Annotated in this window: 4 protein-coding genes; 1 reads left to right on the top strand and 3 read right to left on the bottom strand. The window is 65.6% G+C overall.

The window, feature by feature from the left end:
• Positions 1-112: 112 nt before the first annotated feature.
• Positions 113-352 carry a hypothetical protein gene (locus tag CQ393_RS02260; RefSeq protein ID WP_153190000.1) on the bottom strand — a complete coding sequence of 80 codons (240 nt, stop codon included), beginning with the start codon at positions 350-352 and terminating at the stop codon, positions 113-115.
• 154 nt (positions 353-506) lie between these two features.
• The gene (locus CQ393_RS02255) at positions 507-1,067 is read right to left on the bottom strand and encodes a tetratricopeptide repeat protein (RefSeq protein ID WP_194269558.1); all 561 of its coding nucleotides are present in this window, start codon (positions 1,065-1,067) and stop codon (positions 507-509) included.
• A 637-nt stretch (positions 1,068-1,704) separates the two neighbouring features.
• Here CQ393_RS02255 and CQ393_RS18010 point away from each other — a divergent pair.
• The gene (locus CQ393_RS18010) at positions 1,705-2,301 is read left to right on the top strand and encodes an integrase core domain-containing protein (RefSeq protein WP_194269557.1); all 597 of its coding nucleotides are present in this window, start codon (positions 1,705-1,707) and stop codon (positions 2,299-2,301) included.
• Positions 2,302-2,811: 510 nt separating this feature from the next.
• On the opposite strand, the gene CQ393_RS02245 is transcribed toward CQ393_RS18010, so the two are convergent.
• Positions 2,812-15,780, bottom strand: a complete 12,969-nt coding sequence (locus tag CQ393_RS02245; protein WP_153189997.1) for an RNase A-like domain-containing protein — start codon at positions 15,778-15,780, stop codon at positions 2,812-2,814.
• Positions 15,781-16,006: the final 226 nt, after the last annotated feature.

Here is a 16,006-nt window from a genome sequence, read left to right as displayed (position 1 = left end):
CTTGGGATGCCTGCGCACCATGGGTGCGTCTGCAATCCTTTGCGTAACCCGCTGTGTATCCCCTTCGAAAATTTAAACCAAGCAATGGCCTGGCTGTCAATAGCGACGATCGTTACTTGAGCGACGCCAACAGAGCGACGAACTCCGTATCACCGTTCTCGCCACGCGCAGCCAACGCCTCCTCCACCCCCTCCATGAGCGGCCGCCACTCGGGATGTTCCCGCAGCTCCGGACCAAACTCCCACAGCAACACGGCGCGGATGAAACGCGTGCGTGCCTGCCGCACGGCTACCGGATCCTCGACATCCACTTCACGTGCAAGCTCAGTCAATTGCCTGCGCAGTACCGCCATGGCCGGAGCTCCACGGCCAGTTGTCTCACCCTTGCTCACGGAATCGCTCTTGGCCGCCGTAGCGACCATTCCGGTTCTGGAGGTGACGTCCCGCCGGATCGCGGATATCAGCGCGGCCGTCGAAGTCAGGCGATTGATATCCACAGGGGTACCGTCAGTTGTAACGGCTGTAGTTTGACAACAGCATAGGGGCCACGGTCAAGCTGGCCACGCCATCGCTCTGCCGCTCTTCCGGCAGGGCCGTGACCCCGATCCCGTCGGCCAACTGCTGCATGTCCTGCGCCAATGCTGGAATCTTCTGGGGCAACGCCAGCCCTTGCCCCAGTGAAGCCAAGGCTTCGGCCTGCCGCTCCTCCGCCAGAGCACACAATCCCTCGGCATAGCAGGCAATGGCCGGATCATCAGAGCGGACCAGGCGAAACTCGTGCGCTGCCGCCATGCCATCCCCCTTCACCAGCATCAACTGCCCCAGCTGGAACCGCGCCATCGTGAACTCTGGTGCCAACTCCACGGCCCGCCTGAAACCCTGTTCAGCACGTTCCAGTAGACCGGTCTGGGCATGCTGTGCCGCGAGCAGATAGTGCGCCAGCGGGTTCCCTGGGCTGCGACCGGCCAACACTTTCAACAGCACCATCGCATCGGCATCACGCGCGCCGTTGATCGCTTCAAGCGACAGGTGCAGCAATTCATCATCATCCAGCGCTTCATATTCCATCGTACTCATCCCAACGAGGTATCACCCGCAACACTGCAGGCCCTTCAACATGAAATCCCCTGAAGCTGGCCGCAGTTTAGCCCAGACATTCGTGACCAGCTGACGGTGGCACGCCCAGCATGAGGGGACACGCACAGATCGCAGAACCAATGACTGATCCGATCTTGCTGGAGCTCGGGCAGAGCAATCATCAACCGAACGTTCCAGCGATATCCTCCGACATGTACAACTGTATTTCGGCCTGAACGAATGGATATCGAGGGATGCCATGGAGTTGATGCTTGTCGTGCTCGCACTATGGCTGGTGTGGGGGCCTAGTCGCTTGCCGGCGTGGAGAAAAGTGAAGCCGTCGTGGCCTGTGCGGCACTTCATCCCACCATCCAGCGGACCTGTCCGCAGCCAGCGCAAGCCACCTTGGGTATGGCGCGAGCTGATCCGCTTGAAGGCGCTGTCCCCCAGCCTTGGCTGCCGCACGTTGGCCGACTGTTTCAACCGTCAGTTCGGTGAACGCAGGGAAAGCGTGGGAAAGAGCTTCGTGGCACACGTGCTGCGCCAGTCGCGGGCCGATGTCATGCGGTTACGGCGGTCCCTTAAGCACCGTGTACCGAGGGCAATGCCCCGTAACCGGATATGGGCGATGGACTTGACCGGAAAGAGCGATGTTTCTGGTAATCGGCACATGATGCTGGGACTGCTCGATCATGGCGGCCGGGCGTGCCTGCGGCTGACGGCATTCCCGGACAAACGCAGCCTGACCCTCCTTTTGGAATTGCTTGCCGCCTTTCGTCAATTCGGCGTTCCACGCAGCATCCGTGTGGATAACGAAGCCTATTTCAAATCACGGACGATGAAGGCGGCCCTGAGACTGCTGGGCGTCCACCTGCAAACCACGGCGCTGCGTTGCCCCTGGCAGAACGGACGTATCGAGCGATTCTTCGGTACGCTCAAGCAGCAACTGGACCGCATCGTCCTTGCCAACGGTGACGACCTGCGCATCAAACTGGTGGAATTCCGGGCCTGGTACAACCACGCCCGCCCCCATCAGCATCTGGACGGCCGCACTCCCGCCGAAGCGTGGAGTGGCACCCCGAAATCCACGCGCCCACCATGGTTCGTAAGCGTGTGGGAAGGTCAGATCACTGGCTGGCACTTCCCACCCCGATGGGAAGCCAGTGCACGTCCAATGCTGACTACCGGACAGCTGGTGCTGTCCATGGGTAGAACACGCGACTAGCAGAGAACCGCTCAAACCCGCCGGTAACCGTAGAAGAAAGAGCGATGAAAATGAGAAATTGAGCTGCGCAGCACTCACAACACCCCGTCGAATGGCAAGAAACACAACATCGGCCGGGTAAAAACTGCTCGTGGACAGCGTGGACGGGACACCCCGCACCGCCGTTTGCAACATCACTGCCCGATTGTTACCGGGCAGTGATGACTGGACTTCGTTAGTCCGCCAAAGTCTGCCGCATGAGCGCTTCAACACTTCGTAGCCAAGCGGCAGCCGAGTCGTACCCCTCCGAAGCCGGGACGAAGTAGCAACCCATGCCATCGATGATGCGAACGACCTCATCCTCGCTCTCAGTCAGTAGGAGTGCGATCTCTTGCATTGCTAGAGACACCTCCTGTCTCGGCCACTCAGACAAATAGATTTGCGCGATCTCCATGCTGGAGTCGGCATCACTCGTCCAGTCTTGGTGAAAGTAAGTCGCCAAGAATTCCGCTAGGTTTGCGTAGCTAGATGTCATTGTTCAGGGAACCCCGTGTGAATTCTGTAACCCATTGGCATCGTCGGATCGCGGCGCAGCACTAGCTTCAGGCTAGGTGTTTCCACGGCCTTAGTGGCGCCACGACTTACCGTTATGCCCACATTCTCAGCAGACCTGTAGGTGATTGTAGTTCCCGGCTTTGATGTGCTGAGCCACGCCGCAATTTCCGTCTGTCTCGCCTCGATTGCTCTTGAGGTAGCCAATTCTGCAGTTGCACGATCATAGAAGGACGAGGAACCGCTGATCTTTGGTTCGTTGACGAGGCGTGTCATGAGGGGCGATTCAGACTGACCGACGTGCTTGAGCAACAAGTGACCGCCGGCAGCCTCGTGCGCTTGCAATCCGCCGCCTTCTACAAGCCGACTGAAGGGGGCCGCAGTGTCTGGAACCTTCTCCTGAGCCGCCACCCACCGCGCCCGGCTCGCCGCAACCACCTCCACCCTTTCGGCCATCCCTACACCGGAAGCCAGTCTAGCCGACCTGGCGGCGGATACGGCTCCACTCCCGCCCCCGACAAACAACCCGGCCACGCCAAAGGCAATCGAACCGGCCTGCTCCAACGAGCCGTTCAGTTCAAACGGCTCCCAGACTTCGGTGCCGCTCGCCCAGCGCATGAGTTGCTGGCCCGGGGCCATCTGCAGCGATCCCGCGATTCCATTCACTGCCCCCTTGAAACCGCCCCACACGAATCGGCCCATCGCCTGGAGGTCGCGCAGATCATTGCGACCGCCCAACGGCTGGCCTTGGGCCTGTGGTCCCGCCAACGCCCTGGCATAGTCGTCCGGGCGGTTCTTCTGCATCCACCCGCTATTGGTCTGGTAGAACGTCCCGTGCGCCTGTTCCACCGTCACCCCCACCGGAATCTTAGCGTACAGCGGGCTGCTGCCTACCCAGGCGTTGTAGTCCTGCCGCCACTGCCATTCAGCCCACGCGGCATTTGTCCTGTCCACGTCCGGATAGACGTTGACCGTATCCAAGTTTGTCGCTCCCTGCATCGCGTGTGAGCTTTCCTCCCCGGGAGCTTGACCGCCTCCCAGCAACATCAGCATGGGAGGCCCGACTAGACCGTTGGACATCAGATCGGCAGCGAACTGCATGTCTTCCTGGCGTTGCTGTGCCGAGCGAATCTGCTGCAGCCGCGCCTCCCTGGGAGGCCCGACCAGACCGTTGGACATCAGATCGGCAGCGAACTGCATGTCTTCCCGGCGTTGCTGTGCCGCGCGAATCTGCTGCAGCCGCTCCTCCACCGCCCACCTCTCGTGCTTGCCGCCTGCCGCGTTGCCCAAGGCGTTGCCGAACGCATCGGACAGAATCCGCCCATAGTTGACGTCCCCTCCCAGTCCCCACTGCCGGCCCACATGCAAGGCCAGGCTCCCGCCGACGACACCACCGGCCATGTCCGCCGCGAACTGGCCGCCGGCCGTGGTCAGGTCGATATCGAATGCGGTGCCGATGCGCGGCATTGCCGTGGCGGTCAGGCCCGCCGATACCGCTCCTACCGCAATGCGACTCCAGCTGAAGCTGGCGTCCACGCCTGCCACCTTGCTGGCCGCGTAGCTGGTCATCTGCCCCACAACCGCGCTGACCGCGGCCTGCGCAAAACGCGTGCCTCCCAGTGCGCCATTGAGCCCCTGCATCATCCCGGTGCCGCCGATCCACGCGCCCGCCGCCGCCGAGGCGCCCGCCTGCAACGCATTGCGCCAGCTGAAACTGGTCATGTCCATCGCGCTGCCCACCGCCTGGCTGGCGGCGCTGCCGGCAAATGCACCGGCACCCGCACCAACCACCATGGCCGTGGTGCCATAGCCTCCTGCCAAGGCACTGAGGCCAGTGGACATCGTGGCCGCAAAACCGCTTGTGCCCGCCGCCGCGGTCGCCGTGGCCGCGCTGGCGGTAACTCCTGCCGTCGTACCCGCAGCGCCGGTGCCTACCGCCGCACTGCCCATTGCCCCGGACGCCACACCGGCCGTATAGATGGTCACCACCACGGCGACCACCACCATGATGATCGTGCCCAGCGTCCCGCAGCCGCTGTTGCTCGGCGGCTGGATGTACGGCAGGCTCGGCGTGCTCGGCCCGGTGATCTCGCCCGGGTTGTACGGCTTGAACGTGCTGGCGTCGTTGCTGTTGGTCTTCACCTGCGGCGCATTCAACGTCGCTCCCGCCACCAGGTCGTTGTCGCCCTTGAGCGCATTGGCTTCGGCAAGCACGTACCACAGGTTGCCGTTGCCGTAGACGCGCTGCGCCAGCGTGTACAGCGTGTCGCCCGCCTGCACCGTCACCTTGCCGGCCCCGGTGTCGCTGCTGCTGAACGCCGTCAGCCGGCTCAGCACGTCCAGCTTGCCCGCCTCGTCCAGGCTGGCCACCTGCTGGCCCGTCGCGTACACGTTGCGCTGGTTCATCCGGCCCAGCACGTCGCCCGTGGCTACCTGACCCTGGGCGTTCTTCTGCTGGAACACGTTGCCGCTGGTCACCGTGCCATCGCGGCGGCTCAGGATCATGCCGTTGCCGTCGTAGGCGAACGTGCGCAGCCGGTCGTCCAGCGTCGCTCCGACCGTCTTCTCCCGTATCTCCTGCAGGCGACCGGCCAGGTCGAAGCTCATCGTGCTGGTGGTCGTCTTGTAGTTGCTGTTGCTGCTGCTGCCGGTGATCGTCTTTTCCTGGTAGCTCCCCCAGCCCTCGTACGCATAGGTGTAGGTGTGCGTGTAGGCCGCATCGCCCCAGTTCTGGTAGGTATAGCCCTTCACCCGGCCGGCCGTGTCATAGCCCAGTCCCGCGCCGCTGTAGCTGATCCGATTGCCCTGGGTCAGCTCGGACACGTTCTGGTGGTCGGCCCAGCTGCTGGGATCGATCATCTCCGGCTGCTGGATGATCGGGCTGTAGCGCGGGTCGTTCACCCGGTCGCGCACTTCCGGGCGGCGCAGCGTCTCCAGGGTCAACACCCGGCCGTCGGCGTCGTACGTCGTGCTCTCCACCGACGCCAGCCAGCCGGCCACCGATTCCTCCCCGCCGAACTTCTGCCGCGTCTCGCCGTTGGCGTAATAGGTGCGGCGCTCCAGCAGACGGCCCGCCGCATCGTAGCTGCGCTGCTCCACGTAGGGATAAGGCGAGAGGTCCCAGCCCGACAACGGCCTGGCATTGCGGATGTTGAGCAGTTCACCGCGCTGCGAATAGTCCTGCTGGACCAGCATCAGGGTGCGTGCGCCGAAGCTGCCGCCCAGCATTACTTCGTTGCCGAAATAGTAGCGGGCTACCTGGTTGCCGGCGGCGTCGTAGCCGTAGCCATAGCTGAGGTTGTTGTCGGCCACCACCACCTGGCCATTGGCATCCACGGTGCCGTTGACCACCACCACGCGGTTCAGGCTGTCGTAGGCGTACCACGACTCGTCGCGGCGGATCGTGGTGCCGCCGATGGTCGTCACTTTTGCCGGCGTCGGTGCCAGCACCGTGGGCACGCTGCCTACCCCGAGCAGGAACTGGCCGACATCCCGAGCGCCGCTGGCGCCGTCGGTGGCGATGATCCGCACCGTGTAGCTGGACTGGCCCAAGTTCTGGGGCGTGCCGGTAATCCGCCCGGTCGTGGCGTTGATCGAAAGCCCCAGCTGCGACAGCCCGACCCAGCTGTTGCCGACCAGCACCTCGGCCGCATAACCCAGCGTCATTCCCGGCAACGCACGGAACGCGCCGCCCGGCAACTCGAAGTCCACCGGCACGCCCGCGCTCACCGCCCGGTTGGGCAGGCCGCTGCTGGCGATATACATCACCCCCACCGGCGCGGTACCAGTGCCATAGCCGGAGCGCGCTGCCACGTGCGAGCGGTTGCCCGCCGCGTCGTACTCGTACACCGCGTCGAACACCCAGCTGCCGGCCACCATGTCGCGCTGGCTGATCCGGCGCAGGCGATGGTGGTTGTCGTACTCGATCTCGGTACGCACCTGCACGACCTTGCCACGACTATCGCGTGTGATGCTCTCCTCTACCGTGCGGTTGCCCGCCGCGTCGTACTCGTAACGGTAGACCACCCCGTTCGGCTCCTGGACCTCGCGGACCAGTCCACTGGCGTAGTACAGCGTAGTCCGGCTCAGGCCGTCGCTGCTGGTCTCGCCGGTGCGCAGCCCCGTGGCCGCGTCGTAGGTGTAGTCGTAGTCGCGGCCGCTCAGGTCGTTGTAGTCGACCAGCCGGCCGAAGAAATCGTAGTTCCAGGTCAGCTCATTGGTCAGTACGGATTCGCCCTCGCGGTCGACGATGGCCGTATGCGCCAGGTTGTAGGTCTCGCGGATCTTCAGGCCGGCCGCGTTGTAGCCGTAGTCCATCACCACGCCGGCCGCGCTCTGGCTGCGCACGATCAGGCCGCGGCTGTCGTAGTTGTACAGGGACGACTGGTTCAGCGCGTTGGTGACGCGGATGCGGTCGCCGTTCTGGTTCAGCTGGTAGGTCTCGCGCGTCTTCTTCTCGCGCGCGATTCCGGCCGCGTTGGTCAGGTAGTCGCCATGGCCGACCACGCGGTCCAGGCGGTCGTACTGGGTATGGGTCAGATAGCCCAGCCCATTCTGCGACAGCACCTGCTGGCCCAATGCGTTGTAGGCCTGCTGGCGCACGTTGCCCGCCGCGTCGATCACCTTGACCTGCCGGCCTCCCAGGTCGTACTCGTACCGGCTGAGGTTGCCGTTGCCATCCCGCTCCCCCACCAGGCGACCGATGCCGTCGTAGTACCAATTGCGTTCGGGACGCATCTGCTGCGCAGGCGTGCCGTTGGCCACCACACGTACCAGCGCCTGTATTTCGCGCACGAGGTTACCCAACTCGTCGTATTCGTAGTCGGTCGTCAGGCCCTTGGCATCCACCAGTTTCAGCAGGTTGCCCCAACGGTCATAGGTGCGGCTGCTGGTATGGGTGATCGTCGCGTCGGCCTGGTTCGATGGCGTGCGGACCTGCGTGGCGCGTCCCAGGCGATCCGTCTGGATCAGAGTGGTAGCAACCAGGCTTGCGTCGAGGTTGTGCCACGCCTTGACCTGGTTGCCGGCAGCATCGTAACCGTACCAGCGGGGGGCGCCGGTGGCATTGTCGCTCTCCAGGCGACCGGCGCGGTCGTAGGCATAGAATGCGCGCTGGTCGCCAGCACCCGGACCGCGGCTGATGATGTCGCCGAACGCATTGTAGGCAACCGCTTCGCCGGTATCCCGCGCGGCGTCGCGCATCACCAGCCGGCTCAGTTGACGGCCAAGCTTGTCGTAGATGGCCGTGCTGGTGATGGTGACGCTGCTGCCATCGCCGTTGGTCAGGGTATGGGAAGTACTGAGGAGACGATCAGCGGCATCGAAGCTGCGGATGACCACGTTGCCTTCGGCGTCCTTCTCCCAGACCGCCCGCCCCTGCCCGTCATAGCGCGTGACCATGACCTGGTCCCGCCCTGCATCGGCGACCGGCGCCGTGGTGCCCTGCACCCAGCCATTGGCATATCGGCGAGCGGTCACCAAGTTGCCGAAGGCGTCGTAGGCCATCGTCACATAGGGTGATACCTGTTGATAGAGCGTGCCGGTACCCAGCGTGTTGGAGGTGCTGCCGATCAGTGCGGCTTCGGCCGTATCCGCCAGCACGGCGCGCTCGGGTTCGCGCACCGAGACGGCGCGGTCCAGCGCATCGTATTCGGTGATCGTGGTCGCAGCCGCCGCAGTTCCCGCATCCCGGGTGACGCCGGTAAGACGGCCGGCGGCATCGTAGGCGAAGGCTGTCCGTACGTCCCCTACGACCGCGGTGCCATCGCCCTGCCGGTAGTGCCGCAGCAACACTTCGCTGGTCTTGCGCCCGAGCGCATCGTAGCCATACGCGAATACGCGATCGTGACCGATGGCGGCATCGCCGGCCGCCGGCAGCGGCGGCGGCGGTGTGGTCGGCGTCAGCGCCGCGAACGTCACCGCGTCCAGTGCCCGCGCGTATTCGATGACCTGGGTCACCTGCCCCATGGCGTCATGGGTACGCTGGGTCACGTAGCCTTCCGCATCCACGGTCAGGATGTTGCGGCCCAGCCCGTCGTAGTACTGATAGGTGGGCGACCAGCGTCCGGCCACCGGATCCAGCAGCACCGCGGTCCTGGCCAGTTCGCCGAACGCGTTGTACCGGAAGCGCGTGGTCGGCTGCGTCTCGCCGCGGGTACCGTCGGCCTGGTAGTAGTAGACCGAACTCTGGGTGACCTCGGTCTTCCTGCCCAGCGCGTCGTAGCGGGTGGTCAAGGTACGGTCCATCGTGCCGGCCGGCCGGCCGGCGGCGACCTGTGCCGCCACCAGCGGCATGCCCTCGCTCCAGCCGCTGATCGCCGAGGCGACCAACTTGTCGGCATAGCGGGTCAGCGTGGCCTGTTCGCCGAACGTATTGTAGGTATAGCCGGTGACATAGCCCTCGGCATCGACTTCATAGGCCAGCTGCCCGCGGGAATCGTAGGCCTTGTAGCTGTAGTTCCCGTTGACGTCCTTCTGGACGACCGCCTGGTTCAGCGCGTTGTAGGTGACCTCGATGGTCGGCCGTACTCCGCTGGGCGTGATCGCACCGGTGGCGGCGTTGAGGACGCCGGCATCGGGAAGGATCGTCCTGATCTGGTTGCCACGGTTGTCGTACCGGTACTCGGTGATGCGCGGCTGGGGGCCGGTGGCATCCTCGGTCCGGGCCACCGGGTTTCCCAGCGCGTCGTACCCGTACAGGGTGACCACCACTCGGGATGCATGGCTGACGTTGCCGGCGTTGTCGCTGGAGGCGACGCTGACCGGTGGGCTGGTCTGGCTGACCATGCGCCCGGCCGCGTCATAGGCATAGGTCCAGACATGGCCGAGCTTGTTGGTGTAGCGGATACGGTTGCCGACGGCATCGTACTCGAAGGACTCGGTCGCGCCCTTGGCATCCATGAGCCACGCCACCCGGCCGGCACTGTCGTAGCCGGTGCGGGTGATGCGCAGGCTGCTGGCCGGCTGGTCGGCCACCGCGGCCACGACCGCCGCCTCGGTCGCAGGCGTACTGGTCGGGATGGTGACCGGGTACTGGCGATGGGCCACGACCCGTCCCAAGGCGTCGTAGCGCTGCTCGATCACGCCGCCCAGGTTGTCCAGCACGAAGCGCACCGCGCCGTTGGCGTCATAGACCATGCGGGTGGTGCGCTGGTTGCCGGCGGCATTGCCGTTGGCCGCGACCAGGGCGGCGTTCACGCCCTCCACCGTCAGCGCCGTGGCCGACGGGATGGTCACGCCATAGGCGGTTTCGGCCACGACCCGGCCGACCGCATCGTAGCGACGCTCCTGCACGGTGTAGGCGCCATTGCCGTCGGCATGCAGGGTGTAGCGCTCACGCCCCGCCGCATCGTAGACCCACTGCGTGGTACGCGACGCCCCGGACAACCATCCGGCCACCGTGCTCGCCGGCAGGGTACCGGCACGCACCTGCGGCAGCTGGGAGGTGAGCACGGCCGCATCGACCAGGGTTTCCCGCGAGGCGCGCCCCACGACCCGCCCGCTGGCGTCGTAGAAGAGCTCGGTCACCGCACCGTGCATGTTCCCGGCCGCGTCGCCGACGATGTCGATGATGAAGCGGACGCGACCGGCAGCGTCGTACACCTGGTAGGTCTGCAGGTCGCGGGCGTTGTCGGACCCCAGCCGGGCGGCGATGTCCTGTTCGGTGGCCGTGCCATCGGCCAGCTTGGCCAGCAAGGCGGCGTCCAGCGTCATCGCCGGCGCATAGCGGCGGTTGCCCACCTCACGGCCAGCCGGATCGGTAAAGTGCTTCTGCAGGGCACCATAGGCGTCGACCGAGAAGCGCAGGCGCCCGGCCGCATCGTAGATCCGGTAGAGGCGCAGGTCCTTGTCGTCGGCCACCACCAACCGGCTGCTGACATCGCCCAGCTGTGTGGTGCCGGCGTTGAGCTTGACCGTCAGCGCGCTGTCCAGCACCAGGGCCGTAGCGTAGGCGCGCGTCCAGGCCACCCGTCCGGCAGCGTCGTAGCCGGTTTCCTGGACGTTGCCCGCCCGGTCGATGCTGTAGCGGACCCGCCCGGCCTCGTCCAGCACGCTCCAGGTGACCTGGTCCTCGCCCGAGCCCATGGTCGTGACCGTGGCGGTACCGGCGCGCAGCTGGCCGACCAGCGCCGGGGTCAGGTCCACCCGGTTCACATGCGCCCGGGTGCGGATCAGGCGCCCGGCGCTGTCGTAGAGACTCTGCTCGACCGCGCCGGTGAGATCGATGCTGTAGCGCAGCCGCCCGTCGTTGTCATAGGCCAGGTAGCGCCCGGCGTCGGTAGCGCTCTCCACGCGCAACGCATCGAGCTGGGCCAGGGAAGTGGCATCGCCCAACGAGGCCAACTGCGTTGCCGTCAACGCCTGTCCAGCACTGCGGGTGGCCACCAGGCGGCCATTGGCGTCGTACCAGTTGCGGGTCAGCCCGCCCAGCGGGTCGACCGCGTACGTCTGCCGGTTGGCTTCATCGTAGTAATAGCGCGTGACCGCGCCGGTCGCATCCGTGCGGCGGATGACGTTGTCGTTGCCGTCATAGGCATAGGACGTGGTCAGGTTGAGCTTGCCCACACCCGAGTCGACCACCTCGGCGGTCCGCCGCCCCAGCGCGTCGTAGACATACTGCCTCACCGTGGCCGCGGCCGTGCCGTAGCCTTCGGTCACCGCGACCTGGCGCCCCTGCGCGTCGTAGGCGAACACCGTGCGCTGGTTCAGGCCAGCCGGGTCCTGCGCCACCTGCGTCAGGCGCCCTTCCCGGTCGTAGCTGTAGCCGGTCACCCGCCCGCTGGCATCGGTCACCGTCAGCTGGCGCCCCTGCCCGTCGTAACGGTAGCTCGTGGTGATGTTGAGTTTGCCCGCCCCCGGATCCTCGATCCGCTGCAGCAACCGTCCCTGTGCGTCGTAGCGGAACTCGACACGACGGCCGCTGGCATCGACCGTGGCCGTCAACAGCCCACGGGTATCGTACGTCTGGGTCGACGCCTGGTTCAGCGCATCGCTGCTGCTGGTCAGCAGACCATCGCGGTCGTAGGTATTGCGCGTGACCACCCGGCCGGCGGCATCGGTCACCGTCAGCACCTGGCCATGCCGGTTGTAGGCCGTGCTCACCTGGATGCCTTCGGCCGAGGTCACCGTCATGACCTGCGTGGCCGGGTCATAGGCATAGGTGGTGACCATGCCGCGGGCATCGGTGACCTGGGTGCGCCGGTAGGCATCGTAGGTGGTGCTCACCGTCTCCACCCGGCCCTGCACCGTCCGGGTGACGCTGATCTGCCGCCCCAGGCGGTCGTAGCCATAAGCGGTCGGCGTGCCGCGGCCATCAACTTCACCGATCACCCGCCCGAAGGCGTCGTAGCTGAACCCCACGCTGCGTACGCTGCCACTGCCCACACCCTCGGTGCGCTGGGTCAGGTGGCCACGACGGTCGTGGACATAGTCGGTGGTCGAGGCCGATGCCGTGCCACTGGCGGCAACGACACGGCTCAGGTCGCCGAAGGCGGTGTACGCATAGGTGGTCACCGCGTTCTCGGCATCGATGACCTGGGCCAGCTGGCCGCGAGCGGTATAGGCATATTGCCGGCGTGTATCCACCGCCGCCGCATAAGCCAGCGTGCTGATGGCATTGGCCGCGCTGGCACGACTGCCCGGCACCGGGATGGTCAACCGGCCGGTGTAGGCGATCGTGTCGGAGACATCGCCGAAGGCCGTATAGCGGGTCTCGGTCACCTCGCCGCGGGCGTTCTGCAGGCCCACCTCGTCGGCCACGCCCTTGACCGTAAAGGTCAACCGGCCCGCGCTGTCGTAGAAGTACCAGGTCTTGTTGCCCGCCGCATCGATGCTCTCGATCCGGCGACCGAGCACGTCGTAGCTGTGACGCACGCCATACTGCGCATAGATCGCATCCAGCTGCGCCTCGCTCATCCCCGGCAGCAGTTGCAGCGCCGCTTCGCCGCTGATCTCCCCGATCAGCTCACCGAAGGCGTTGTAGCGCCGGTTCCCTTCCCGCACCTCGCTGGTGCCCTGCGCCGTCTCTGTCTTCACCAGGCGACCGGCCACATCGTAGGTGTACCGGGTCTGCGTGCCTTCGGCATTGGACTCGATCGCCAGCCGGCCCTGGCCGTCGTAGTACTTGCGCACCTGCTGGTACGTGCCGCCCTGCGCACGCAGGGTGGCCAGCGTGTCGCCCGCAACCGCCGCCACCGCCGTGGCATAGCGGCGCTCGGCGCGCACGCTCCATGTCTCGTCGATGACGTATTCGGTCAGGTAACCCTGTGCATCCAGCACGCCCACCAGCTGCCCGCGCCCATCGTGGAAATAGCGCGTGGTCTGGTCCTGGCCCGTCGTGCCGGGACGCAGCTGCGCCAGCGAGCCGGCCGCCCAATGTGCCGGCGGCGACGCGCTCGCATAGCGCGTCAGCGACAGGATGCGGCCGGCACGGTCATACTGCGTTTCGGTCAGGTAACCGTCCGCATCCAGCACACCGACCTGCCGGCCGGCTTCGTCATGGAGGTAACGCACCGCCCGCGCCGTACCCGCCGTCCCCGCCGCATCGGTCGTGCGTACCTGCAGCAGCCGGCCCGCGCCATCGTAGGTGTAGGTACTGATCGAGCGCTCGGCACTGCCTTCCAGCCCATCGGTCTGCGTGGCCAACCGCCCGGCGCCGTCATAAGTGCGGCCGCTGACCCGGTCCAGCGACGCATTGGCCACGATCCCCAGGCTGTCCGCCTGCGTCGGCACCACCTTGCCCGCCACCAGCCAGCTGCTGGTCGTCAGACGGTTGGCATACTGCCGCGTGCCCACCACCCGGTCCGACCCGTCGTAGTAGGTCCGGATGAGCGCACCGGTGGCATCCACCGTGGCTTCCAGCCGCCCCTTGGCGTCATAGAAGAAGTAGCTGCGCCCACCGGCGGCATCTTCGCTGGCGCGAAGTTGCCCGCTCGCATCGTAATAATTCAACTGCGTGCGGGTCTGGCTGCCACCGCCCGCATTGCCCTGCTCACTGACCGACACCAGCCGCCCGGCCGCATCGCGCGTCTGCGTGACCACGCGACCACCGCCCTCGGTCATCACGACCTGGTGGCCCGAATCCAGGTATGCATAGGTCGTCTGCACAATGCCCGCCACGCCGATCTCGCGGCTGGTGCTGCTCAGCAACCGGCCCAGGCCGTCATAGACGTAGTCGATCTGCTGGCTGCCCGCCAGCGCCGCCCCATCCCCCGTGCGGCTGCCATTGCGCAGCGTAATCTGCTGGCGCAGCGTGCCCTGCGCATCGTACGTGTAACGGGTCAGACTTGCCCCCGAGTCCAGCACACCGACGCCTGAAGCGTTGACCGTGGCGTACTCCGTGCGCAGGCTCAACCGCCCCCAGGCGTCATAGCCCAGCTCGGTCAGCTGGCTGCTCGCTTTCCTCGCACTGGTCGCCCATGCTTCCAACCCTGCCAGATCCGAAGTGCCGGCATAGCTGGCCCCGAGGTATTGCCGCAGGCTGTTCTGCTGCCCTATCCCATCGCCACTGGCTGCATAGGTGAACTCGCTCACCTGGCCCAGCGCATCGACCACGAAACGCAGCCGATCCTGTGCGTCATAGACGTAACGCGTCGTCAGCCCACCCGTGGGCAGCGCTGCACCCTCCCGGTCCGGGTCCACCCCTGTGTACCGCGTCAGGCTCAGCAACTGGTTGCCCGTACTCCAGGTACGGCTGATCGCATTGCCCAGCCCGTCCCATTCCCACGTCACGTTGCCCGACGCATCGTAGGCATAGTCCACCTGCGAGAGCACCGCTGCGCCACGCACGGTCTTGACCTGCAGCACGTTGCCCGACGCATCGTACTGATAGGTCGTCACGTCCGACTGCCCCGAGACCGCCGGTGCCACCAGGCTGGTCAGCTGTCCCTCGGCATCGAACCCGTACACCCACGCACGGCCCAGGCTGTCGCTCACCGTGGTGCTGCCCGCCGCATACGTATAGGTGAAGGTCTCACCCAGACCATCGGCATCGTTGGCGTTCGTATCCCCCCGCGTCACCGTCTTGATCCGGCCATCGGCGTGGTAGGTGAAACTCACCACCGTCCCATCGCCCTGCCTGACCGACGCCAGCCGCAGGCTCGTCCCTTCATAGCTGTACTGCGTGCGGAACAACCTTCCGTCGTTCTGCGAAGCGTTCGTGCCGTTCCAGGTGTTGTCGGCTGCATTGTTCGGCGTCAGATCCGCCACCACCCCGACGAGCCGCCCTTGGCCGTCGTACTCGTAGGCCACCTGGTGACGCACCACGCCCCCCTCCCGGGTGGCGATACTGCCCAGCCGGCCGGCGCCGTCGTACCCGAAGACCAGGGCATCCCCGCTGCTGCTGCCATCGTCGGCCCGGATCTGTGCGATCCGCTGGTTGACGTCGTAGTCCACCTGCCAGGTCACTGGCAGCGCACCATCGCTACGCAGGTCACGCAGGTACGTCAGTCGCCCCTGCCTGACGGTATCGGCATGGTCGGCATACCCCTCTTCCCGCCGCGTGCTGCCCTCCACATAACGCCACCCACTCCCCGTCCAGGTCAGGGTGTCATCGGCGCCATCTCCGCCGGTGGATCGATAGGTATTGGCCGAAACATAGGCAAAGTCCTGGTAGGAGCCATCTCCGGCAAAACGCCGCATCACGCTGCCCGCCGCGTTGAACGTGCCGCCCTGCAGCGCCACCCGCCGCTCGAAGCCCGTCACCCAGCCATCAGCCCCGACCTCGGACAACAGCCCCAGGCTGTTGTAGGTCCGCGTCAGGTTCACGCTCAACCCGCGGAATACCAGGTGCTCGTCGCTGCTCTGCCACACCAGGTTGCCCGTGGCCGCGTTCACGTATTGGCTGTCGCGCCCCTGGCCAACCCCTGCACCACCGCCCAGCCCATACCCCAACTGGCTCAGCGAGGTGTTGAACAGACCCAGACCATTACCCGTGAACACTGCCGACATGACCGAACTCCCCGGCTACCCCCGCGTCCCTCATGGACGCAGTCGGGCCCCTCAGAAGATCAGTCCCGGCAAGCTGGAGGAAGTTTAGGGGGGACGCCCATCGGCACTTTCCTAACGACCCTAGGAAACATGTCGTAGGCACACTTCGCCGGCAAGCAGTGTGCAGGGTCGTTCCAATATCCCCATTCATCAAAACCCGCCAAGTCCATCAACACAAAGATCTGCG

Origin of the sequence: Stenotrophomonas sp. MYb238 (assembly GCF_009496535.1) — a bacterium.
GTDB lineage: Bacteria > Pseudomonadota > Gammaproteobacteria > Xanthomonadales > Xanthomonadaceae > Stenotrophomonas.
The sequence above is the reverse complement of the archived record's forward strand: the minus strand, read 5'-3'. Positions and strand labels throughout refer to the sequence as shown.

What these genes read in the sequence shown, in the direction of transcription:
- CQ393_RS18010 (WP_194269557.1), top strand. Translation starts at nt 1,705, where the DNA reads ATGGACTTGACCGGAAAGAGCGATGTTTCTGGTAATCGGCACATGATG.
- CQ393_RS02260 (WP_153190000.1), bottom strand. Translation starts at nt 352, where the DNA reads ATGGCGGTACTGCGCAGGCAATTGACTGAGCTTGCACGTGAAGTGGAT.
- CQ393_RS02245 (WP_153189997.1), bottom strand. Translation starts at nt 15,780, where the DNA reads ATGTCGGCAGTGTTCACGGGTAATGGTCTGGGTCTGTTCAACACCTCG.
- CQ393_RS02255 (WP_194269558.1), bottom strand. Translation starts at nt 1,067, where the DNA reads ATGGAATATGAAGCGCTGGATGATGATGAATTGCTGCACCTGTCGCTT.